Annotated in this window: 22 protein-coding genes; all 22 read right to left on the bottom strand. The window is 42.1% G+C overall.

Annotation, left to right across the window (positions count from 1 at the left end):
* Positions 1–3 precede the first annotated feature (3 nt).
* Positions 4–1,563 (bottom strand): flagellar hook-length control protein FliK, encoded by a 1,560-nt coding sequence (locus tag FLL45_RS10465; protein WP_142941961.1) that lies wholly within the window; start codon positions 1,561–1,563, stop codon positions 4–6.
* 150 nt (positions 1,564–1,713) lie between these two features.
* A complete protein-coding gene (locus FLL45_RS10460) occupies positions 1,714–2,055 on the bottom strand; it encodes an Hpt domain-containing protein (RefSeq protein WP_142941960.1) in 342 nt (113 codons plus the stop codon).
* Between the two features lie 26 nt (positions 2,056–2,081).
* Entirely contained in the window at positions 2,082–3,779 is a 1,698-nt protein-coding gene (locus tag FLL45_RS10455) for an ATP-binding SpoIIE family protein phosphatase (protein WP_142941959.1), read from the bottom strand.
* Positions 3,780–3,784: 5 nt separating this feature from the next.
* Entirely contained in the window at positions 3,785–4,087 is a 303-nt protein-coding gene (locus tag FLL45_RS10450; protein ID WP_142941958.1) for an STAS domain-containing protein, read from the bottom strand.
* A gap of 111 nt (positions 4,088–4,198) precedes the next feature.
* Positions 4,199–5,260, bottom strand: coding sequence for a protein-glutamate methylesterase/protein-glutamine glutaminase (locus tag FLL45_RS10445; RefSeq protein WP_210247154.1), 1,062 nt, complete (start codon positions 5,258–5,260; stop codon positions 4,199–4,201).
* Positions 5,261–5,379: 119 nt separating this feature from the next.
* Positions 5,380–6,015 carry a chemoreceptor glutamine deamidase CheD gene (gene cheD / locus FLL45_RS10440; RefSeq protein ID WP_142941957.1) on the bottom strand — a complete coding sequence of 212 codons (636 nt, stop codon included), beginning with the start codon at positions 6,013–6,015 and terminating at the stop codon, positions 5,380–5,382.
* 3 nt (positions 6,016–6,018) lie between these two features.
* The gene (locus tag FLL45_RS10435) at positions 6,019–6,852 is read right to left on the bottom strand and encodes a CheR family methyltransferase (RefSeq protein ID WP_142941956.1); all 834 of its coding nucleotides are present in this window, start codon (positions 6,850–6,852) and stop codon (positions 6,019–6,021) included.
* 31 nt (positions 6,853–6,883) lie between these two features.
* Positions 6,884–9,181 (bottom strand): methyl-accepting chemotaxis protein, encoded by a 2,298-nt coding sequence (locus FLL45_RS10430; RefSeq protein WP_142941955.1) that lies wholly within the window; start codon positions 9,179–9,181, stop codon positions 6,884–6,886.
* A gap of 186 nt (positions 9,182–9,367) precedes the next feature.
* Positions 9,368–9,874: a chemotaxis protein CheW gene (locus FLL45_RS10425; protein WP_142941954.1), complete on the bottom strand. Its 507-nt coding sequence runs from the start codon at positions 9,872–9,874 to the stop codon at positions 9,368–9,370.
* Positions 9,867–10,418 (bottom strand): chemotaxis protein CheW, encoded by a 552-nt coding sequence (locus FLL45_RS10420; RefSeq protein WP_142942258.1) that lies wholly within the window; start codon positions 10,416–10,418, stop codon positions 9,867–9,869. The genes FLL45_RS10425 and FLL45_RS10420 overlap by 8 nt, the downstream gene beginning before the upstream one ends.
* A gap of 11 nt (positions 10,419–10,429) precedes the next feature.
* Positions 10,430–12,526 (bottom strand): chemotaxis protein CheA, encoded by a 2,097-nt coding sequence (locus FLL45_RS10415; RefSeq protein ID WP_142941953.1) that lies wholly within the window; start codon positions 12,524–12,526, stop codon positions 10,430–10,432.
* Between the two features lie 53 nt (positions 12,527–12,579).
* Positions 12,580–12,942 (bottom strand): response regulator, encoded by a 363-nt coding sequence (locus FLL45_RS10410; RefSeq protein WP_142941952.1) that lies wholly within the window; start codon positions 12,940–12,942, stop codon positions 12,580–12,582.
* Positions 12,943–12,965: 23 nt separating this feature from the next.
* Positions 12,966–13,244 carry an STAS domain-containing protein gene (locus tag FLL45_RS10405; protein WP_142941951.1) on the bottom strand — a complete coding sequence of 93 codons (279 nt, stop codon included), beginning with the start codon at positions 13,242–13,244 and terminating at the stop codon, positions 12,966–12,968.
* A 128-nt stretch (positions 13,245–13,372) separates the two neighbouring features.
* The gene (fliJ, locus tag FLL45_RS10400) at positions 13,373–13,813 is read right to left on the bottom strand and encodes a flagellar export protein FliJ (protein WP_142941950.1); all 441 of its coding nucleotides are present in this window, start codon (positions 13,811–13,813) and stop codon (positions 13,373–13,375) included.
* An 88-nt stretch (positions 13,814–13,901) separates the two neighbouring features.
* A complete protein-coding gene (gene fliI / locus FLL45_RS10395) occupies positions 13,902–15,230 on the bottom strand; it encodes a flagellar protein export ATPase FliI (RefSeq protein ID WP_142942257.1) in 1,329 nt (442 codons plus the stop codon).
* Positions 15,223–15,924 carry a FliH/SctL family protein gene (locus tag FLL45_RS10390; protein WP_142941949.1) on the bottom strand — a complete coding sequence of 234 codons (702 nt, stop codon included), beginning with the start codon at positions 15,922–15,924 and terminating at the stop codon, positions 15,223–15,225. Before FLL45_RS10390 ends, fliI begins: the two co-directional genes overlap by 8 nt.
* 84 nt (positions 15,925–16,008) lie before the next feature.
* Positions 16,009–17,031, bottom strand: a complete 1,023-nt coding sequence (fliG, locus tag FLL45_RS10385) for a flagellar motor switch protein FliG (protein WP_142941948.1) — start codon at positions 17,029–17,031, stop codon at positions 16,009–16,011.
* The gene (gene fliF / locus FLL45_RS10380) at positions 17,024–18,706 is read right to left on the bottom strand and encodes a flagellar basal-body MS-ring/collar protein FliF (RefSeq protein ID WP_142941947.1); all 1,683 of its coding nucleotides are present in this window, start codon (positions 18,704–18,706) and stop codon (positions 17,024–17,026) included. Before fliF ends, fliG begins: the two co-directional genes overlap by 8 nt.
* A gap of 26 nt (positions 18,707–18,732) precedes the next feature.
* A complete protein-coding gene (gene fliE / locus FLL45_RS10375) occupies positions 18,733–19,074 on the bottom strand; it encodes a flagellar hook-basal body complex protein FliE (protein ID WP_142941946.1) in 342 nt (113 codons plus the stop codon).
* Positions 19,071–20,423: a sigma-54-dependent transcriptional regulator gene (locus FLL45_RS10370; protein WP_142941945.1), complete on the bottom strand. Its 1,353-nt coding sequence runs from the start codon at positions 20,421–20,423 to the stop codon at positions 19,071–19,073. The genes fliE and FLL45_RS10370 overlap by 4 nt, the downstream gene beginning before the upstream one ends.
* Positions 20,413–21,774, bottom strand: a complete 1,362-nt coding sequence (locus tag FLL45_RS10365) for a sensor histidine kinase (protein WP_142941944.1) — start codon at positions 21,772–21,774, stop codon at positions 20,413–20,415. The genes FLL45_RS10370 and FLL45_RS10365 overlap by 11 nt, the downstream gene beginning before the upstream one ends.
* Before the next feature lie 237 nt (positions 21,775–22,011).
* Complete coding sequence (locus FLL45_RS10360) at positions 22,012–23,460, bottom strand: sigma-54 dependent transcriptional regulator (RefSeq protein WP_142941943.1); 1,449 nt, start codon at positions 23,458–23,460, stop codon at positions 22,012–22,014.
* Positions 23,461–24,332 lie beyond the last annotated feature (872 nt).

Here is a 24,332-nt window from a genome sequence, read left to right as displayed (position 1 = left end):
GTTTTATGAATAAACATCGACTATCGAATCTAATATAACATTTTGATGATTCGATTTATCTGGTGCAATCTCGGCAACAGTCTCCTGCTCTTGTTGTGCATCCTGCTTTTTCTGCGAATGACTATCATTTTGACTCTTTTGTTGTTCCACCTGTGCGTCGCCCAAGTTTATACCTTGTTCTTGTAATAACATTTTCAACTTATCGAGATTTGATTCTAGCGCATCCTTTGTTTGCGGATTATTCACCTGAAACATCACCTGAGTTTCACCATTAGTTTGCTGAATTTTCACGGTCATCGGGCCGAGTTCCGGCGGATCCATCATGACTTCGGCACTATTAACAGCTCGATTAAACATCCACTGAATTCGCATCGCCAAATTTGGCGTAAAATGACTTTTAAGATTGAGCCCTTGACTAAATTGAGAGTTGCTTGACAACAACAGTGTTTTAGCGGCTTCGCTCGCTTCCAAACCCACAGCCTGACTGGAAAGTGCATTAGAATAAGTCACCGGCTCGCCACTCGCACTGCTAGACAATAATCCGGACAAACCAATTGTCGTTGCATTAGCACCGAGTCCATTCGCCTTACTCGAGACCAGAGGTTTAAGACTTGATAAATCGCTCAAGAATTTTTCTGAAAAGCTATTTGAGTTAAGCAGGCCTTTTTTACCGGCTAAGAATGACTCTGACTCTTGCGACATAGTTAAGTTAGCGAATTTTTCATTGACTAAATCCAAATTCGACTTTCCCAAATTGGCTTTACCGGATGCTAAGTCACTGCCATTAATAATGTCTTTCGATAGCTTAAAGCGTTCTCCAAGCGATAAACTTTCAAATAGCTTGTTCTTCAAAGATTTATCTACAACCGAGAGCGACTCGTTGCTCGATAATAAGTGACTTGCTGAAAAGTTGAAGTCGCCTTTTTTCTGATTTCCACTGCTTAAATCATCTTGACTGAATCCTTGAAAGGCTATCATTGTAAATGAACGACTTTCGATCTGGCTAAAAATATCATCAGTCGGAAATATACTATTTGCGGCGTTCTCAAATGAAAGATTTAAGTCGCTCGGCGGGTTAGCAAGAAAACCTTCTCGATGCTGAACGATTTCTAACGGTTTCGGCGTGATATCAAACTCACTTAACGAAGCTTCCCCGCCATTACCCTTTATCGGAATAACCCAGTCGAAGGGTTTGGGTCCAATATCGATTTCTGGACCACCTGAGATACTATTGTTTCCGCCAAGATTGAATACCGAATTGCCTGCGACTAACTCGCTTGTACCATCGGAAGGCAATTTATTGCCGTTGCTTGCGGCAATGTCTGACTCTAAGAAAACTGGCTCATCAATGACATCAAACCGACCTTTCTCATGCTTTGCACCCGGTTTAATCTGACCGATTACCGATTGGTCAAATACCATTGCAAATGAGTTACCACCATTTTCACTCTCTAACTTATTGTTCTGCATATCGTTATTAGACTGGCTCTCGATTAAGCCAATGGTGTGTGAAGCTTTTGGCCGTGTTTCAAACAAGAAACCCGTCGCACCGGAGTTAACCATAGGTTTGCCTCAATCATCTTTAACTTTGAAGTATTAAAGCAATCTCTGCAAGTCTGGTGCCAATCAAGCGTGATCGACAGACTCAGCGTTTTCCTAGGAAAGACAAACTGACCGAGTTATTTGAACGAATTCGGAAATGGGTAACCTTAGCTAGCTTTGCAAGAGACCTTCTATTCCTGTCTTAGTGAGATCGAAAGATTCGCAGATCGCATCAAAATAAGCCTGCCTATCACCGAGTTTTTCATTTCGTGCATCGTGTTCTAATCTTTCACATTTATCCGCCAATTGATTGGCACCAATGTTTTTGCTACTGCCCTTCAAGCTGTGCGCTAGCCGTCGGATCGCGTCATTATCAGCGCCATAAATGATACTCTCGAGTTCATTAATTTTATCATGAGAGTCGGTGATAAAAGTTTCCATCAGGACCCCAAGATCATCGCCCATGATATCTTTTAATTCATTAACAACTTGCTCGTCCAGTAGCTCTGACACTAGTAACCTCCTTTTTATTCTGCGATTTATTCTGCGTCTTGCTCATCATACCATCGATACACAGCGCGAACATGCCTGCCATCTTCAAGAAAATCTACTGACTCACATAGATTAATAATTAACGGTATACCTCTGCCGCTGTATGTTTGACTACCTCGAGCAATCGCTTTCTCAAAATCAAACCCCTCGCCGCTATCAATAAAATCAAAAACTATCTCCCCACCATCGTTCAGCGGTCTATGATCAATTTGCACTGTAACTTGGCCATCTTTCAAATTAGCCAGCTTATCACTTCGTTGATGATAGTAGTTTGCGAACCCTTCACTATCGTGTTTTATCGCCGAGTCTAGTCCAAGCACGCCGTGCTCCAAGGCATTATTATATAATTCTGACAAAACCGTAAAAATTCGTGAACGGTGCGGCGTTAACTCCCTGCACTCAAGCAGCGTCTGTAAAAATAGCGGTATAGGGTCAAACTTACCCAACGACTTTCCGCGAAGCGACAAGGAAAGGTTAGAGTCTAGCGTTCCAGTTTGCGCTTTGACTTCTTCTGCATCGACAATCGATTTATCTAAGTGGTGGTGTGGAAAACCGACTTCTAAGAGGCTTAAATCATCGCCTTGATCAACATCACCCGTAAACTCGACAACTTGCTCAACTAATGAATCGCAAAGATTATCGGATTTAATATTGGCTCGAATAAAGTCTAACATTCTTTCTTCGCCATACATCTCAGACTCGGTATTAACTGACTCCACAATTCCATCAGTGATGGCAAGCAATTTATGACTGGCGCTAAAATTTAACACTTTAAGTTCCACTTTAAATCGCTCCGGAGTTTGCACACCGAGCGGTAAGTGATTTGAATGAACCAGATCAATTTCGCCACTTTCTTGATTAAGAATGTAGGCTTGCGGAGCGCCAGCATTCCATATTGTTATTCGTTCTTCAAGTGCATCAATGTCAGCTATAATTACGCAGCAAAATATCCCTCTTGGCAAGACGGAGTACAGTCGAGAATTCATCTCTGTCATCACATCAGCTATCGCAAAGCCTTTGCGTGTCATACCGTAAAAAATCTCTGAAGTGGGCATCGCCCCAATCGCAGCCGGCAGTCCATGCCCAGTAAAATCAGCGAGCATCAGTCGCATTCCCCCCATTGGCGTTTCAGCTGCGAGCATTAAATCGCCATTAAAAATAGACATTGGCGATAAATGATAGTTGATATTTTGCGCGGCCAGGCATCCTCTGTGGGCAATGTTATTAAAGATTTTTTTCGCTGCCTCTTGCTCCTGAATCAGGTGCTCATTGTGATATTGAATTTCTGTTTTTTGGGTTTCAATAGTTTCATATAATCTGGAAATCCGCGCAAAGGCGTCAACTTTAGCTTTGATGATGATTCGATTGATCGGCTTGGAAACAAAGTCATCACCGCCAACCTCAATGCATTTTGCCAAGTCATAAGCGTCAGTTAAGGAAGTTAAAAATATGATTGGAATCCACCGAGATTCTTGACCTTTTTTCTTGATGGCAGAAGCGACATCGTAACCATCGATGTCAGGCATTAAAATATCGAGAAATACGAGTGAAGGAGATTGTTCAAAGTAGTAATCAATCGCTTGAGTTCCAGTTTCTGCTTGAATGACATGATGACCTTCGGCTTCGAGCACCCGAGACAAAATCAGGCGCTCTACATGGTTATCATCAGCGATTAGTATCTTCAAAGCGATTAAATTTTAAATAGTTGCTCGAAGTTTGAAATAGTGAGTATTTTTTTTATGTCTTCATTACAATTTTTGAGTTCGATATTGGAAGTGTCGCCTCCAGCGTGATCCCTCAATAACAGCAACATACCGAGTGCAGAGCTGTCAAGATAAGTGGTATCAACCATATCAATAACGATTTCCGATGGTGTGGGAATCAGTTTTTCATAAGAATCCCTAAAGGCTTGGTGCGCGCTAAAGTCGAACCGGCCATTGATTGAAATAGTAAGTACTTTCCCATCCGGTGAAAGACTAGAACCTACTGACATGCTATGCCCCTTTTTAATTAATTCGCAATAAATCCTTGTTATCTCAGGTGATATTACATAAACATACCTAAAATAAGCATAGATGAAACAAACAGTTTTGACTAACTTTTTTTAGCGCCCACCCAATCTCTTTACGAGATTAGGTGCTATTTCTTGTAACGGTAGGACCGCCTTAACCGCCCCCATGCCGACTGCCGCACCAGGCATACCCCAGACAACCGATGTTCTCTCGTCTTGAGCAATCGTAAAGGCTCCTTTTTGTTTTAATTCTAACAACCCTTCTGCTCCATCTTTACCCATTCCAGTAAGGATAGCCGCTAAACAATTCACCCCATCTATTTGCGAAATTGATTTAAATAGCATGTCAACGGATGGTTTGTGTCGATTCACTGGTGGACTATCATCCATCTTCACCCAAAGCTGTCCGCCTCGCTTTTTAACCACCATATGCATATGTCCAGGCGCAAGGTACGCATTACCCGGTTCTAAAACTGTCGAATCCCTCACCTCTTTGGCATGTAGAGCAACTTCTTCATTCAAGCGTTTGGCAAATGAAGTCGAAAATACATCTGGAATGTGTTGTGCCATTACAATCGGTGGACAATTGGTTGGCATCCGCCGAATCACCGCTAAAATTGCCTCTGTACCTCCAGTAGATGCGCCGATAGCTATTAAATCAACTTTCTTAGATGACTCCGGTAAATCGATAGGCGAAGTGCTTTGGTGAGCGGTTGAATCTTTGATTCCGATGTTACTAACAGCCGCACATTTAACCTTCTCAATGAGCTCGCTTCTTAAACTATCGAGATTATTTTTAATATCTACGGCGGGTTTCGGTACAAAATCGACGGCACCGATTTTAAGTGCTTCAAAGGTTATGTCGGCGCCCTTTTGGGTCAGCGTGGAGAACATTACTACGGGCATTGGCCTAAGCCGCATGATTTTTCTTAAAAAAGTTAAGCCGTCCATTTTGGGCATTTCGATGTCAAGCGTAATCACATCAGGATTGTACTTTTTGATTTTAGAGCGCGCATCAATTGGATCAGAAGCAGATGCAACAACACTGATATCAGGGTCCGAATCCAGAATTTCTGTTAACAGAACCCTAATAAAAGCCGAGTCATCCACAACCAAGACTTTTATCACATTTTTATTCTTACTGAATTTATTCATCTATCTTTAATCTTAAACAATTGCCACTGTCGCTAATTTAATCACCGAGCCTCGACTTACCTCACTTGAGCAAACCTTATTTATCTTTTTTAATCTGGTCACACCGAGCCTAATCAAATCTAATCAAAAAGCTCGACATTGCCGCTGACATCTCTATTAGAAATTTTCTCAAAATAGTTTTCATCGCGTGTTTCAATAGTGTCGTTGTGTTTACTATATAATTTCTTAACAAACACTTTTCCGGTTTTTGGAATGTAATTCACTTTCCGAGGATAGTTCCCTGCGACATCTTCCGCCAGTACCTGAAAACCCTCTAGCTCGCAATAATGTTTTACAAACTCAATATTTTTCGCTCCGACATCCGTCACTCCCTTCATCACCCGACCACCACCAAATATTTTAACCTCCATGTTTTCTCTTCTGCCGCCATTTCTTAAAATATCATTGATCAGCTGCTCCATAGCATAGTTGCCGTAGCGCTCGGCTCGACCAAAATCAGTACTCAAAGCATTGTCCACTTGAATCGGCAGCATAAAATGGTTCATTCCGCCGATTCCACAAATCGGGTCGCGTATGCAGGCAGAAATGCAGGAACCTAAAACTGTTGTAATGACTTCGTCGTGACTGGTGACATAGTACTCCCCAGGCAAAAGCTTAGCGGTGGGTTTGCCAATCTTTCTGTCCCAATACCGATTAATGTGGTTAAACTCTTGCCAGCAAGATGGTAGATTGTCTCTGTCGTACCCTACTGTCATTCGCTAACTCTTCCTAAAAGTAGTTTGCCCAATGGACTCAAACATATTTTTATTAGCACTCAAATTTTCTGAATGACCAAGTATCAAACAGCCCCTATCACTTAATAGCTGCGCAAATCGATTAACCAATTTTTGCTGAGTCGGCTTATCAAAATAAATCAAAACATTTCTGCATATAATGACATCTAACGGCCCCTTTATTGGCCATTCATCCATCAGATTAAGTTGTTTAAACACGATCTGTTCGCGTAATTTTGGAAAAACTTCCATCTGTTGCGAGTTGCACCTTTTGGTCGCTCTAAACCACTGCTGATACTCATCATCCAGTTGCATCACTTTGTCTTTGGCATACAAGCCTTGGCGACAAACATCCAGAACATTCGTATCCAAGTCGGTTGCCAATATCTTAAAATCGTAGCGATGCGCATCTTTCACTCTAGAGCGCCAAGTAATCGCCAAACTATAAGGTTCCTCCCCGGTCGAGCAACCGGCAGACCAAATGCGAATTCGCTTTTTACCTTGACTCAGTATCTCAGGAAAATAAACATCTGCTAAATAATCAAAATGATGACTTTCTCGAAAAAAATGCGTCAAATTGGTGGTTAAAGAATTCGTAAAATGTACACTCTCATGCTCATCGTTTTCGACAAAGGCTAAGTAAGAGTCAAAGTCACTATAGCCTAAAGCGCGGAGTCTCCTGGCTAACCTGGCATAGACCATATCAGTTTTGCGCTCTGATAGTGTGATACCAGCTAATTGATTGATTAAAGCTCTGACATGTCGAAAGTTTTCATCGCTAAAATCGAACTCTCGTCTATGTCCGGTTTCAATGACCATGTACGCTACAACTCACTACTCTTTTAGGCTTCTAAAACTCTTCCCACTCATCATCGCTTGGAGCGCTCATGGACTTTGGCGATGAAGTTGCTCGACGAGTCGGTTTAGTTTTTAACGGCGATTTAATTTCTTCACTTTTCGCACCAGCTTCATCACCAGTTTTGAAAAAGCTCATTAACTCCATCAAACTTGCTGCCTGCTCATTGAGTGACTCGGCGGATGCTGCAGCTTCCTCAACCAATGCCGAGTTTTGTTGCGTCATGTTATCCATCTGTGACACGGCCTGATTGATTTGTTGAATCCCGGAAGACTGCTCTTCACTGGCATTAGAAATTTCTTTAACCAGTTGCACAACATTTCTAACCGAACTGACAATATCCGTTAACTTATTCCCAGAATCGTTCACCAACTGACTACCCTGCTCAACTTTTGCTACGCTGTTCTTGATCAGAGATTTAATATCTTTCGCGGCACTTGCTGAGCGTTGAGCAAGATTTCTCACCTCAGCTGCAACGACCGCAAACCCGCGACCTTGATCTCCAGCACGCGCAGCTTCAACCGCAGCATTTAAGGCTAATAAATTGGTTTGGAAAGCGATCTCATCGATAACCCCAATAATATCGGAAATTTCTCGTGAAGCATCATCGATATCTTTCATTGCCGAAATCGCTTCTGTAACAACATCGCCGCCACTTTCCGCCAGACTCATCGTTTCAACCGACAATCGGTTCGCTTTGTTGGCAGCCTCTGCATTTTCTGCAACGGTACTGGTGAGCTCCTCCATACTCGATGCGGTTTCTTCGAGACTCGAGGCTTGCTCTTCAGTTCTCTGACTTAGGTCGGTATTGCCTTGAGTGATTTCTCGTGAAGAAGTGGAAACATGACTCGCCGCCTCCATAATCTCACCGACCATATTTCGGAGGTTTTCAATGCTAGTATTGATTGACGATTGTAGCTGATTAAAAGCACCATGGTACTCACCATCCATACTTCGCTGGAGATTTCCGGCCGCTAGCTCTTCTAGTACACCTTGACAATTTTCCATGGGTTCAACCATGGTATCGAGCATTGAATTGATGCCCAGTGATAAGTTTTTCATAAAGCCGTCAAATTGTTCTGCATCGAGCCTTTCGCGCAGCTCCCCTCTTGATGCCTGTGCAATCAGCATTTCAACTTGCTCTTGTGCATTGACCATTTCAGTGGTATCGATCCACTCGACCGCTGACCCTAGGTGGTTTCCACTTTTATCTTTAAGCGCGACTGCGGTTAACTTGAAGGATAAATCACCAACCCGAATATCCGACGCATAGGGAAGATTTTCAGGTTTTAATAAGTTTCTTTGATGTGATGGATTCTTATGAAAAATATCATAGTTAGAGCCGACGACTTTATCGACTTCAAAATGGGGTAAGACGGTTTTAATTCCCGCTTCTCTTTTTCGGAGCATCTGTTCAACAGCAGGATTCATATAATTTATATTGCCATCTGCATCGGCCATCATCAGATTAGTTGTCATGCCTTCCACTGCAGAGACAAGGCGGCCAACTTGTTTTTCATTGGCGACCTGTTCAGTGATATTATCCCATTCAAGACTGGAGCCTACATGTTTGCCTTGAGCATCAATAATCGCACATACATTCAAACGAATGGTGTAGTCGCCAATCATAATGTTAGTGCTATAGGGCAAATTTTTAGGGTCGCCAAGTAGTTTGCGCTGGTGTGCTGGTTCTTTATGAAAATCATCAATACATTTACCAATCATGTAGTCCTCATTAGCCTTAAACCCAGGCCAAATCGACTGCATGGTCGGCTCTAGAAACTTAAGTAATCGGTAGGTGGCTTTATTGCAGTAAGTCACGTTTAAATCGGTATCGACCATCATCAAAGCCGTTTGCGAACCTTCAACGGCAGCTTGCATTCGTGAGACGCTATGAAATAACTTTTTTTGCTCGGTAATATCAGAGGCAAACTTAACGACTTTGTAGGGTTTTCCCTTTTTATCGAGAACCGGATTATAGGTGGCTTGAATCCAGACATCGTTACCGCGTTTATCTTTGCGTTTGTACTCGCCAGAGTCAAAATTACCTTGATTTAAATTACGCCAAAAAGATTTATAATCTTCGCTTGCTGCATAGGCGTCTTCGACAAATATACTATGATGCTTACCTTTAATCTCATCTAAAGTGTATCCCATCGCATCCAAAAACAAATCATTGGCTTCGATTATGGAACCATCCATATTAAACTCAATCACCGCTTGCGACTTTCGGATTGCTTCAACAAGGCCTTCGAACTCTTTAATTTTTTCCGATTTATCTTGTGTATCCATATCAATACCTTTAAACCAATACCTTTAAACCAAAAACTTTAAATCAAAACCTTTAAATCAAAACCTTTAAGACGATAAATTCAATCCTAGCGCTTAGAATTAATGACGGTTGACTAAACGCTTTGCGATTATCGCCACTCAAACCTATTTCAGCATCAGAAGCGCCAACCCGATCAAACGGGTAATCTACCCATCTAAGTTTTCGAGATTGATTAACTTTTGCAACTCTAGAATAACGGTCATTTTATTATTAACTTTTGCAATTCCTTTGATGTAATCCGTATCAACTTTTGACCCCAACGTTGGTGCGTCTTTAAGCTCATGTTTTTTTATGTCAACCACATCGGAAACAGCATCGACAACAACGCCAACAATTGCAAACTGTTCTAATTCCTTTAAAAATGTTTTTAATATTATAACGACTGTGGTTTTTTCGTAATTCGCTTGTGGGTAATTAAACTTTATCCGAAGATCTACGATTGGCACAATCGTTCCACGCCAATCAATTACACCTTTAATATAGTCAGGCGTATTCGGAATGGGCCTGGGCTCAAGCCAACCATGAATTTCTTGAACAGCTAATATATCTAGGCCAAACTCATCATTGGAAACCATAAATGTTAAGCACTGTTCAATAGTTTCAACAGATTCATCAGCTTCAGCTTTGCTATTTTTTCTCAGTGACTCAGCCATTGCTCACCTTCTGCGCGGTGAAGGGATGCGCTATAAGCTCGAGGTTCAATAGAGCATCAAGATTAAGCAAGGTTACTGGGCTATTGTTTACCGTCATAATCCCATCAATAAACTCGCTATCGATTGAACTTCCAAAATCTGGCTTTTCACTAATATCGTTTTCTGCGACATTAATCACATCTGAAACAGCATCAACGATACACCCCATTAATCGCTCTCGCTCAGCATCTACTGTTTTTAGAATGATTACCGCAGTAGTCGGTTTGTATTCAGGATTTTTAAAACCAAATCGAATTCTTAAATCCATAACAGGCACAATAGTGCCACGCAGATTCAGCACGCCTTTAATATAACTCGGAGAATTCGGTAAAAACGTCGTATGTTCCCAAGCTCTGATTTCCTGTACCTTTAAAATATTTACTGAAAACTCTTCTTCACCAACAACAAAACTAAGGTACTGTGAAGAATCTTCATCCGCAAAGATGTCATCTTCAATAATTTGAGGTTCTTGCTCTTGAATTAGCTGAATGATTTCTGACGTCATCATGTTACCTTTTATGCCACTTGCGAATTCGAGCCAGCAGCAGACTCTGAAGCTCGCCTTGCTAAGCCTACAACATCCAAAATTAAGGCAACTTTACCATCACCCAAGATTGTTGCGCCGGATACCCCTTGAATCGATTTATAGTGGGTCTCCAAACTCTTAATCACCACTTGTTGTTGGCCAAGAAGCTGATTGATTTCTAGCGCGACCTTACGATTTTCTCCTTCTACAATCGCAAGAAGCCCCTCTTCATTTGAAGGGGATTGTCCTTTAATTTGAAACTCTCTGGTCAAATCAATGATAGGGATGTAGCCATCATCCATCTTATAGACCTTCATATTGCCAGCGATTCTTGAGACCTCAACTTTCGACATAGGAATAGACTCGACAATCGACACTAACGGAACAACATAAACCTCACCAGACACTTCAATTAACTGTCCATCAAGTATTGCCAAAGTTAATGGAAGTCTAATAGTGAATGTTGTACCCTCTCCGAGTTCCGAGTGTATTTCAACGCTCCCCCCTAAATTATTGATGTTTCGTTTAACGACATCCATTCCGACACCACGGCCGGAAACGTCGCTGATAACCGCTGCTGTAGAAAAACCTGGCTCCATGATTAAAGAAAGAATTTGTTCTTTGGGAATATCAGCGCCTGGCTGAATAAGGCCTCTTTCAACCGCTTTATCATAAATAATTTGAGGGTTAATACCGCCACCATCATCGGCAACTTCTATCACTATATTTCCGCCTTGATGGAAAGCGTTTAACCGTAAAGTACCTTCAGGATCTTTACCACTTTCAATACGCCTTTCCGCAGTTTCCAACCCATGATCAAGCGCATTCCGAACTAAGTGAGTTAGCGGATCGCCGATTTGTTCCATCACCGTTTTATCGAGTTCTGTTGATTCTCCACTAATTTCGAGTCGAACATTTTTGCCGAGCTTTGATGATAAATCTCGTACCAGTCTTGGCATACGATTAAAAACGAATCCGATTGGCAACATTCGGATCCGCATGATACTTTCTTGTAATTCACGCGTATTTTGTTCAAGCTCAGCAAGTCCAGATATGAGCTGGTTTAGCTTGCTCATATCAAAGTTGTCGCCAAGCTGACCTAACATGGATTGAGTAATCACTAATTCGCCTACTAAATCTATTAGCCCATCGACTTTGTCAATGCCAACACGAATCGAAGCGCTGGGCGCTTTTGCTGCTTTAGACTCTGGCTTTTTGGTTTGCTCAAGTTGTAACTGTTTGGACGGCACGGCGCTATCCAAGATATCCAGGGATTTACCGGGCACGGCAGCAGCTTGATTTTTTTCTGAGCTAGCTTGAGTCATTGAGGAAGGTTCGGTGCTTATTGGCTCAGGTTGAGTTTCTAAAGAAACTCCGGCAAATTGATTAATCTTTAATTCACAGTCATCCTCTACCCACTCAAATATTTCTTCGATTTGACTCTGTTGTGCATCGGTATCTAAGATGATTTTCCAAGAAAGATAGCAAGACTCAGGCTTGAGAGAATCAAAGTCAGGCAGCTTTTCTAAGTTTGCACTGACAGTTATTTCGCCCAGTGCCGCCAGCTCTCTAAACATTCTAAAAGGTTCGTTACCCGTTTCTAGAATGTAAGGTTCAGGAAAAAAATCTATTTCATAAAACTTTGATTCACTTTCATCAATATCAATGGACTCACTTTCTTTTTCAGAACCTTCAGCGCTTGATTCTCCAGAGAGCAACTCGCTGAAAAAACTTTCTAGCTCTTTGTGAGAATCGCCGACTGGCTCATCGTTTTGTATATGACTAATCATCTTCCTTATTTCGTCGACTGATTTTAAAAGTAAATCAACAATTTCTTTGTTTATTTGGCGCTTGCCATCGCGCATCTCGTCTAAGAGGGTTTCGAGTAAATGAGTAAAGTCTGCGATTTCTTGAAAATGAAAAGTAGAACTGCCGCCCTTGATAGAATGCGCGGCACGAAAAATAGTATTGATACTCTCGGCGTCAGCCTCGCCCTCTAGATCGAGTAACACTTCTTCCATGGCATCCAGGCCTTCGAGACTCTCCTCAAAAAAGACCTGATGAAATTGACTTAAATCTATCTCCACCGCGACTCCCATTCCCTCAGTCAATTAATGCTGAGCGCATCAAAAATCCGCTGTTAGCCGATAACTTTTTTCACCGTCGCCAGCAGCTGATCGGGATTAAACGGTTTGACTATCCAGCCCGTTGCGCCTGCTTGTCGACCCGATTGTTTTTTCTCGTTGGAGGACTCTGTGGTTAACATTAAAATTGGGGTGAATTTGTAAGCAGGTAAATTTCTCAGTTCTTTTACTAGTGTTATCCCGTCCATTTTCGGCATATTGACATCAGAAACAACGAGATCAAATTGTTGTTTCTTTGCTTCCTCTAACGCGTCAACACCATCGGCGGCATCAACAACATCAAAGCCGGCGCTTTTGAGTGTAAATGTCACCATTTGTCTCATCGATGTTGAATCATCCACGGCGAGAATCTTAGCCATCTATATTTTCTCCAAATTAATCATTATTTTAGTTTCAACGAATTCGTTAGACCGAGCAACTCGGCAATAGTAAAAATCGAGTCAGAGGTTTTAGTCCAAGTTACCGGATTACCCTTATTTTCAACTTCTCGAATAAAGCAACACATCAGTTGTAATCCCGCTGAGTCGACTTTTTCGATTTTATCGGCGGCAATCTGCACTGGCAGATTCTTTGCCAAACAATTAGTTAATCTTGGTTTCAGCTTTCCGACATGAGCGATATCTAGCGCCTCGCCCAAGGAGATGGTCGCTTTCTTTGTCACCCGTAAAACCTCCCCAAAACACCCTTTGGCAGGGTTTTATGTCTAATAAGTGTTAATGGTTTTTAAGGTATAGCAGAAATCTGAAAAAATGCCTTAAAATTAGTGCGTTAATCCTATTAATGAAAGACTTAGCGGCTTCTTAAAAAAGCTTGTGTCGAAATTTCGTCACTCGCTTTCGCTTCCTTTTTTGAGGCGTCAAATTTTTCCTGATTCTGCATTTTCTCCATTACTTGAGATATCGCTTTTGTGCGATTTCGTTTCTCTTGCCAATGACTTTGACTCGCATCAAGCTGCTTCGCGCTTACCATCAACACATCTTTTTGTTGTTCGATGGCGCTGTCGAGTTTAGCGAGGAACAAATGGTATCTTTGCAATTCCGAACCTGAAATTCCTGACTTAACTTTACTTTCCATTTGTAAAAGATACTCATGGCGATACTGATAGAGCTGTTGTAACTTTTGATCTTCGACTTTTTGCCGCTCGATAGAGTTGCCTAAAGCCTGCGCCGCAGCTTTTTCTTTATTTTTAGCCAAGGTTTTTATGGGATTAAGTCTTTTAGAGCGAACCATCTCGTATTACCAGTAATGCGATAACCTATTGAAAGTTATAAATTAATTAAAAAGGTTATGACCTAATTAATACCTTAAGTATAGACCGCTAGTACATCATCTGCTGAAGATTATCGATGCTTTCTTGCATAACCACTTTTTCATTGATGTTTTGGCAAAGAAATGCGCGAATCGCGGGCATCATCTCAATGGCTTGGTCGATCAATGAATCACTACCTTTTTGATAGGCACCAACCGTGATTAGATCTTTATTTTGGTTGTAAGTTGAATAAAGGAACTTTAATTGACTGATCGCATCGCGATGCTCTTCACTCGTGATCTGATTTATAACTCGGCTCACAGAGCCCTCAATATCGATTGCCGGATAATGCCCAGAATCAGCCAATTCCCGAGTTAATACGATATGCCCATCTAGAATTGCTCGCGCGGCATCAACAATCGGGTCTTGTTGATCGTCTCCTTCTGCAAGAACCGTGTAGAACGCCGTAATCGAACCACTGCCCTCGCTGCCATTACCGGCCCTTTCAACTAACTTTGGCAGTAACGCAAAAACTGATGGCGGGTAGCCCTTAGTCGCCGGAGGCTCGCCGATCGCCAAAGCGACCTCCCTTTGGGCCTGACAAAAACGAGTTAATGAATCCATGAGGAGCAATACGTTTTTCCCTTGGTCTCTAAAGTACTCAGCAATCGTGGTTGCCGACATCGCGCCTTGCAATCGCATTAATGGAGAGTTATCAGCCGGGACCGCCACAACCACAGAACGTCTCACCCCTTCATCACCAAGAATTTGTTGGATAAATTCTTTAACTTCTCGACCTCGTTCACCAATTAAACCAACGACAATTACCTCGGCTTCGGTAAACCTTGTCATCATACCCAGCAGCACACTTTTACCCACACCACTCCCGGCAAGCAAACCCATTCTCTGGCCACGACCAACAGTTAAAACTGAATTTATCGATCGAACACCAACATCTAAAGGTTCTTCAACCGGTTTTCGATTGAGTGGATTAATAGGCTCTGAAGCTAGCGGCCGACTCTCGTGGCAATGCACTGAGCCTTTTCCATCGATGGGGTTGCCTTGTCCATCCAGTACTCGACCTAACAAAGCTTCACCGACCGGTATTGACGCTTGGCGGTGTGTTGGGATTACTCTTGCGCCAGGCCCAAGACCTTGGATAGATCCTATCGGCATTAAGTAGATTTTATCCATTGCAAAACCGACCACTTCGGCCTCTTCCATTTTGCCGTCGACCGTTTCGACAAAGCAGCGCTCGCCGACATTGACACTACAACCAACCGCTTCCAATGTCATGCCGACCATGCGGGTTAAGCGCCCTTCAACAACAAGGCTGGAATGTGATTCAATATTACTTTTGAACTGATTTAAAAAATCAGCAAATTCCTGATCATTCATCGGTTGATTCACCGGCCCGCTCTCCACCGACAATACGGCTAAATAAAACCGCTATTTGTTTATCGATTGAGGCATCAATTTTGGAGTTGTGCGTATCAACTTGACAACTGCCGCGTTCAACAGCGGGATCACTTTTAATTTGCCAATTGTCGGTTTGGTTCGAGGGGTCAATGGACAAAGCACTGGTCACTTTATTGGCATCTTCAGGGTGGAGAGAAATCACGATCCCCTCAGCGCCAGCGGGTAAAAGTTTCAAAGCTTCGCGGATTACCGCAATAATTTGGGTGGGATCTTGACGTAACTCGCGGCGAACAATTTGCCGAGCAATCGCAAAGGCTAATTCTAACAACTGTTGTTGAGTTTGATCTTTACACTCTTTTAGTGGCTCAGCTAGCTTTCCCATCACAAGGTTGAGCATCGTTAATTGATTGGTAACTTCTTCTTGAGCAATTTTAAGGCCTTCGTCGCGACCTATTTTTAAGCCTTCCTGGCGAGCCGTTTCTCTGATTTCAGCTAATTCTTCTTCAGAAACCTCGGCAACCACTTCTTCGTTGCTAGCCTGCTCTTCTTCCTCAGCGGGATGATGAAAACTAGGCGCAGAGCTAAAGCCAAGCTCCGGCACTTTCCACGAGTTTACGTTACTTGCATTTCGAATCAGTTTGATTGGCTGATCAGAACGTGTCTTGGTTACCATTGAGATTCACCCATGTTATTAAGGAACTACGCGCGAGCTTGTGCAATCTTAAGTCGCATTCGAAATTCGACTATTAAAAAACATTTACACCATTTCTTCACCGCCACCACCAAGGACAATTTCTCCCGCATCAGCCATACGTCGCGCGACGGTTAGTATCTCTTTTTGCGCGGCTTCTACTTCGCTCAACTTCACCGGCCCCATTGCATCAAGATCATCTCTCATCAATTCTGCAGCACGCTTAGACATATTTTTGAAAATCTTTTCCTTTATATCTTCTTCACATGCTTTCAAGGCCACAATCAACGTGTCTGTAGAAACTTCACGGAGCAAGGCTTGGATACCACGGTCATCCACATCGATCAGGTTGTCAAAGACAAACATAAGATCTTCGATTTGTTGCACGAGATCTTCATCAGTTTCACGGAGTGAGTCCATAATCAACGTTTCATTGGCACCATCCATAAAGTTCATTATGTCGGCAACAGTTTTTACACCGCCGATTTGACGCGATTGAGACGAGCCACTTCCAGTAAACTGTTTTTCCATAATGTCGTTGAGCTCCTGAAGCGCATCTGGTTGAACCGCTTCTAATGCAGCAATTCGCATCATTAAGTCCACTCTGACCTTTTCGGGAAGCAGTGATAATATTTCTGAGGCCTGGTCGGGGTCCAAGTATGAGAGTACGATTGATTGTATTTGCGGATGTTCAAATCGAATTACGTCAGCGACCGAGCGCGAATCCATCCATTTTAAGGTGTCCAACCCCTTGGTGTTTGCACCGGCAAGTATTCTATCAATGAGCGCACCGGCTTTGTCCTCACCCAGCGCAGATTTCAGGGTACTTCTTATGTAATCTTCGGTACCAATTCCGATGCCGGTTTGTTCTTCGACTTTCTCCAAAAACTCATCAACAACATCTTCAACAGCCCCCTTTCCGACATTCCGGAGAGAAGCCATCTGCATACCGATCACTTGAACTTCTTTCGGCCCCATGTGTTTAAGCACTTCGGCCGCAGTTTCTTCTCCTAACGACAGTAATAAGATTGAGGCTTTATCAACGCCAGATAGTTTGCTTGGAGTTTTATCTAATTCAGTATCAGCCATCTTCTTCTATCCAACTTTTAACGAGTTGTGCTACGAGCGTTGGATTGTTCGCAACAACCCCTTTTGCTTGCTCAAGTTTTTTCACTTCACCAACCGTCGGCGGTGGAAGTTCTAAATTGTCGTGCCCACTTAATATCACTTGGTCTTCACCTAATCCGTCGACACCACCCGACTCGTCGGTTAGGGCAGCTAAATCTAAGTCATCCCCCATTTGCGATTCAGGTGTTTTAGCAACCGGTGCAGGTGTTGAAAGTTTTTGCATCATCGGTTTTAAAACGCCAAATATTAAGATGAGAAATGCAATCAATCCCAAAAGCGGCTGAAACCAAGTCATTAGCATTTCGTTCTCGTAGAATGCTGGTGGCTCTGGGGTGGGCAAAGTTTCACCGGTTGTAAACGGGAATGACTCAACACTCACTAAATCACCGCGTTGATTATTGAAGCCAATTGCCGCTTGAACCAACCGAGTTATGCGCGCAATTTCATCCGGTGAGCGCGGGATTCTTTGACCTTGATTCGCCGGATCAGCCACATGGTCCAGTCCTATCGATGCGCTAATACGGTTAATAACCCCCACTTGTGGAAGTATATGACTTATTGTCGTATCTAGCTCAAAATTTCTTTCGGCCTCTAGACGTTTGTTGGCATTGCTTGGTTGGTTATCTCCACCAGCGGGTGGATTGGTCGCCGGAATATTGGCGGCGCCTGGAGGTTGATTGGTTAAGGCACCCGGTACACCAGCGACAGCCGCAGCGGTCCTCGAATCATCAATAGTACGTTCGCTTCTCACTGCCGGTAAATCAGGGTTGAAAGTCTGTAAAGTTTGTTCTTTTTGAGTGAAGTCCATATCAACATTCACTTGAACTGTATAGGCGGTAGCCCCAACCAATGGTGTTAAAATTTCCTCGATCCGACTCTTAATATCCGCTTGCCTTTCACGAACGATTTTTAATTCTTTGGAAGTTTGACGACTGCTTTCAGTCATACTGCCTGAGTGATACAAACGACCAAATTGATCGGTAATCGTTACTCGATTTCTTTCCAAGTTGGGAATACTTCCCGAAACTAAATCAACCATCGCATCAATTTGTTCATCGGATAAGCCACCGCGCGAAAACAGATTTAACAACACCGACGCGCTTGGCTTACGTCGGTTCTTAATAAATGAGCTTTCTCTCGGTATCGCCAAGTGTACCTTAACCGCTTTGACGCCGTTAAATTGTTGGAGGGTATTGGTCAAACGTATTTCTTGATTTCTCAGCAAGCGTGCTTGCTCCATTCTCTGAGAAACGCCAAAACCTGAATCCTTTTTTAAGTAAGGATCATCCATGTTATTTTGTACTTCGATCCCTTGCGAACCTAGTTCCATTTGTATGCGTTGATAACCGCTTTGTGGGACTAAAATTCTTCCTAAATTATCAATATCATATTTAATCTGTTGTTGTTCTAAATAATTGATAACATCCATCGAAGATTCTGGCGACATATTTTCCAAGGGACGCATTGGCGGGTCATTTGACCAAAGTGCGATAAAAACACCTAGCGCAATGCTGGCCGCAATCGCGATTAAAATACCGACTTGTTTTAGCGGCGCCAAACTAGTCATACCAGGTAATATACCCGGTGATGAGGGAGAATCGAGTTCGACTAAATTTGTTGAAGCTGTGTCTGCCACAGTAACACCTTTATTCTAAATTAAACTTAAATTGGCATATTCATAATATCTTGATAAGCCGACACTACTCTATTTCGTACTTGCACCGTGGCTTGAAAAGCAACATTTGCTTTTTGTGAGGCGATAACGGCTTTAACTAGACTGGCACCACCATCTCCAGTTTCCACGCTTGCAGCTGCCTGTGAAGATGCTTGCTGATATTTATTCACTGTATTGATTGCGTTGGTCAATACATTACCGAATTGATTGGTCGTGCCTTGCGTCTCTGAAACAGCGCTGCTCGGCGCAACATTAGAACCAGATTTTGCCAGCTGATTTAATCGCTGCATTTGCGCTAATATTAAATTTTGATCTATGCCTGTTTTCATTTTTTACCTCTGCAATTCGGAATCTCGTAGCCAAGCTCTCGCATTTTCGCGAGTTTATAACGTAAAGTTCGTGGGCTAATACCAAGCCCCTCTGCAATATCTTTTTTCTTGCCGTTATAAGTGTTAAAAGCTTCAATAATCAGTTGAAACTCGTGGTGCTGTAAGTCACTACCTAACTGCCCGTCACTTTGAACTTCGTTGTCTGATGATTCATTGGTATTTCCCAAGACCTCATTTTCAAAACAGATATCATCAGCCATAACCAAGTTATCTGCAGCGAGCACTGCAACTCTTTGCACTAAGTTGTCGAGCTCGCGGACATTACCAGGCCAAGCATAACTGACCAATTTTGCCTTAGCTTCTGGACTAATGGTTAAACCACCTCGTTGGCGCACGCTATCATTGGCAGCCAGTAAACTTTCGAATAAAGGTATGATATCTTTAGGTCTTTCTTTCAGCGGTAAACATTTAATTGGAAAAACATTGAGTCGATAATATAAATCCTCTCTAAAACGTTTTTCCGCGACTTCTCTTTTAAGATCTCTATTTGTCGTTGCGATAATTCTGACATCCAAATCTATTGATTTTTTGCCACCCAGTCGCTCAACTTCTTTTTCCTGGATAACCCGTAAAATTTTGGCTTGTAACCCAAGGTCCATTTCAGAAATTTCATCTAATAGTAAGGTTCCATTTTGAGCTTGCTCGAACTTTCCTGGGTTTGCTTGATGTGCACCGGTAAATGCGCCTTTCTCATAACCGAATAATGTTGCCTCCAACATATTTTCAGGAATTGCAGCACAATTGATGGCAACAAACGGATACTCGCTGCGGGAAGAGTTGCGGTGTATAAATCGTGCCATAACTTCTTTGCCTGCACCACTCGGTCCATGTAACAAAACGGTCGAATCCGTTTTAGCAATTTTCTCTGCATATCCAAAGACCGCTTGACTCGCAGGGTCCTCGATAATAACTTGTGACGTTACTGTCTTAGGTAAATAGTTCTCAATAAGATGAGTAAGCTTTCCCGCTTCAAATGGTTTTTGCAGATAGTCACACGCACCTAACCGCATCGCTTCAACAGCGTCAGAGACATCACCGTATGCAGTCATTAGGATGACGGGAAGATTGGTACTGCGGCGGCGCAAATTTCTTAAGAGATCGATACCGCTCACATTTCCCATCTGAATATCAGTGACCACCATATCGGGTAAGCTATCACCACTGAGTAAGTTCAATGCAGACTCACCGCAATCGGCAGGAATGGTCTGGTAACCATTGACTTCTAAGCTTGCACATAACGCATCCCTGAGTACCTGATCATCTTCTACAACAAGAACACTAGAGTTCATGTTTCACCTCCGCTTGAGTTTCTCTGTTACTAACTGCACTTAAAGATTTATGCAGAGGTAAACAAATAAAAAATTGAGTTCCTTTGCTTTCTTCAGACTCTACTTTTATTTGTCCACCATGATCGATAATTACTCCGTGCACGATCGCTAACCCCAAGCCATTACCATTACTTTTACTCGTCACAAAAGGTTCAAAAATCTTATCTTTTATTGCTTTTGAAATTCCGTGACCATTATCCTCAACAGAAATTTCTAATCGATGTGATATCACAAATTTGACAGTTATTTTTATGTCATCTTTATCGCAACAGGCATCACAGGCATTAACCACTAGATTCATTAAGGCTCCCAACAATGAGTCCTTATCTCCCATAATCGAAGCATTACCATAATTATTATCGCTAATAGAAAACTGAACATTTTGCGGTAATTCTTCACTCATCATTTGTAACTGCATAAACAAATCAGTCACCGACAATTCAGCTTTTTGTTTTCTTTCACCCTTCATAAAATTAAGCATGTCATTAACTTGACGCTCTATAAAATGAAGACGTTCCATTAAATTGTCACTAAATTGCTGTTTGACTTGTTTGCCAAGATCTTCATTTTTAAGATGCGAACCGTATAAAATTGCCGCAGAAAGTGGTGTTCTAATTTGATGTGCTAAAGAGGCAATCATCTTACCCATGCTAGATAGTTTTTGTTGTTGACTCAGCTCTGCTTGAAGCTGACGCGTTTTAGTGAGATCGGTTAAAACAATTATTTGGCCAGGCTCAGAATCCAGTGCTCGCGTTTCAATATGTATCTTGCGACCATCTTTTAAGGAGACTTGGTGGCCATCGTCAGCCTGAGGATCGAACGCGCGATTAATTACCGTTAACCAACTTTCTCCCAGAAGCGGACGGCCAAGAATATCGACAGCCATGGCATTGCAATCTCTGACTAAACCTTTGCCGTCGATAACGACCACGCCAGCAGGCATAACTGCTAACAAGTTTTGTAATCGATCAGATAAAGAGGCTTTTTCAACCAGTAACTGCTGGTTCTCTTCAATAGCGTTTCGTTTCTCTGCAACTTCGCTTTGTAATTGCCCGTTGAGTTTTTCAACTTGTGACTCAAGAGACTGATAGGAATGAACGAATGATTGAGAGAGCCTGTTTAGTTCAGACATAACTGACTTCAATTGAACACCATTTTCTAAAACCACTTCATCTGCATTGTTGCTTGTTGAATTTTTGCTGGCAGAATCGAAATCGTTATCGAATGACTTTGCTTTTCCGTTAACAGCATTTATTTTTGCCTGTTGAGACAATAGGTTGTGATTTGTCGCCTGACTACTCGCTTGTGGCATCGCTACCTCTCTGTAAAATTTTCTATTGTATTTCAACGAGCCTGTGAACTTTGAACCATCAGTTCGTTAGCTCGTAGGATACTCAAGAGCGTCAATAAATTTTCCTATTGACTGTTTAACTAGAGATAAAGCAATTAGTGTGCCTATTTTTATTATTGTTATTTTTCAGATAGATAGAGCGCTTTTATAAAAAGTAAACGGGGATGTGTCAATTATTTGCCGGGAAAAGCAGCGCGGCTAGCTAGCCTTTTGGAGATCGTACTTACGCATTTTTTCAACGAGGGTGGTCCTGCGCATACCTAATCTTTTTGCTGCTCGCGCAACAACCCAGTCCTCTTCTGCGAGAGCTTGCTCGATGTAAGAAATTTCCAGCTTTGCTACAAACTCTTTTAAATTAACACCGCTTTCTGGAAGGTTCGCCAGTGGAGATGGGCCAGCTAACGGAGCGACCGCTGTAGTTTCTTGAACTTTGGCGCGTCGTTCAGCGAGCTCTGGTTCAGGATAAGAATCGATTCCTTCTTTGTTTTGATAGTCTGTCGGTAAGTCTTTTAAGTCAACAACGCCATAGGGATAAAGAATACACAATCTTTCGATAAGGTTGGCCAATTCTCTAACATTACCTGGCCATGGACTTTGCATGAGCGATTGAATGGCATTAGGGCTGAGTCTTACAGAACCTCTTTGATCGTTTTCAAGACGAGCAACTAACTCGTTAACCAACAGAGGAATATCACTTGCTCGATCACGTAACGCAGGCATTTCGATCGGAAAAACGTTTAAGCGATAAAAGAGGTCTTCTCGAAATCGGTTTTCCTTTACTTCTTGTTCTAACTCTCGGTGGGTTGCCGCAATGATTCTAACGTCCGCTTGGATTGGTTGGTTGCTACCAACTCTCTCAAACGTTTTCTCTTGCAAAACTCTTAACAGCTTCACCTGCATTGGCAGTGGCATATCGCCAATCTCATCGAGAAAAATTGTGCCACCTTGCGCAAGTTCGAAGCGTCCTTTTCTCGCGGTCAAGGCGCCAGTAAAAGCCCCTTTTTCATGACCAAACAATTCACTCTCTAAAAGTTCGGCGGGAATTGCGCCACAGTTGATCGGAACAAAAGGTTTATCTGAACGATCGGACAAATAATGTAGATTCCGAGCAGCGACTTCTTTCCCTGTTCCAGACTCACCCGTAATTAACACGCTCGCGTCAGTTGAGGCGACTTGTTCAATAAGCTTTCGAATTTCTTGCATGGCTTCGCTTTGGCCGACCATGCTTCGAAATAACTCAAGTGATTTGTTCTCTTCACTGAAAGCATGTTGGTTATCTCTGCAATACTGACAAGAATGAATAACTTCAAGTACTTCGCTTTGTTTTAATGGCCAGCTGAGTCTTCCAACAATTTGGCGGGATAGCTTTTGAGAAATGTTACCTGTCATTTGAACATCATCTAACAGCAATACAGGCATTGTGGAATCGAGTGAGCTTATTTTCTCTATCAAGCCGACAATGTCTCGATAATGAGAAGCTTCACCTATCAATACACCAATAAGTGAATCGACTGGCGAAAAAACGTCTTGCCAATTTTTGCTGTTTGCTTCTTGGCATTCCTCACCAATAAAATCAAAGACTGTTTTTAAGTCGTGACTACGTTCTTTATTATCATCGATTATTAACAGCTTTTTGTTTTCTACCATTTTTACCATCCCTTAGAACCTGGTATCGAACAACAATTGACCAAAAACATATAAAAATTAATCATATAGCCTAAGTTTTAGTAGAGGGTATTTTATTTGTCAAAGAATTGTCACTAAATAATTTCTTATAAAAAAGAATAGTTTTTATACAGTGTTTTTTTTCTCATAAAATCAAGTAGTTGCGACCGTAAAAAAGTTAAACTGGTCGAAGCATTACAAAAAAGTAATCAAAGTTTACTTCCTATTTACAATTCGTTTACAAATAAAAATCATCATTTTTTCATACATTTAATCACGGTAATTCTTCGATTAGTCAAAAAAATGCCGACATCTTGACCCGCTTCTATTCTATTCCAGATTATTCATTTGTTTCGACAGCCTTATCGTTGAGTCTACTGCTTCACTCAACTGGCTTGTATCTCAATTAGCGGAAATAAGAGTGGCAAACATTTGCCTTAGTTTGCGGCAAGTAATTTACCGGAAGAAAAAATCAGACTTGCAGAAAAGAGAAAGGGGTCGCTTTACGACCCCTTACCGTACGACTGAAGTTTAAGTGCAATGTGGTTGTTCTCAGCAACCACTCGCCTTTAATCTTCGCGCTGTAGCCCTTGAAATAAGCTGTTCTCAGCAACCTAAGCCTTAAGCTATAGCAATGTTCCGAAGAACGTGACCGACATAAGCATAAGGAGATCTATCATGGGTAATGATTTTTCAACGCTCACATTTATGTTGGCTAGTTAACTAAAAGCAATGGGTGTGCCAACTTTATTGATAAACGATTTTTTTCTTTTCTCAGTGAGTCATTAAGTTCATACATAATAGTTAAAGTCAGCCAACTGCTAACCTCCAAAGTTGGAAAAATAGTTATAACT

Source organism: Aliikangiella marina (genome assembly GCF_007004765.1).
In the GTDB taxonomy this organism is placed as follows: domain Bacteria; phylum Pseudomonadota; class Gammaproteobacteria; order Enterobacterales; family Kangiellaceae; genus Aliikangiella; species Aliikangiella marina.
Note: the sequence above shows the minus strand (reverse complement) of the source record. Positions and strands in the feature narration are given on the sequence as shown.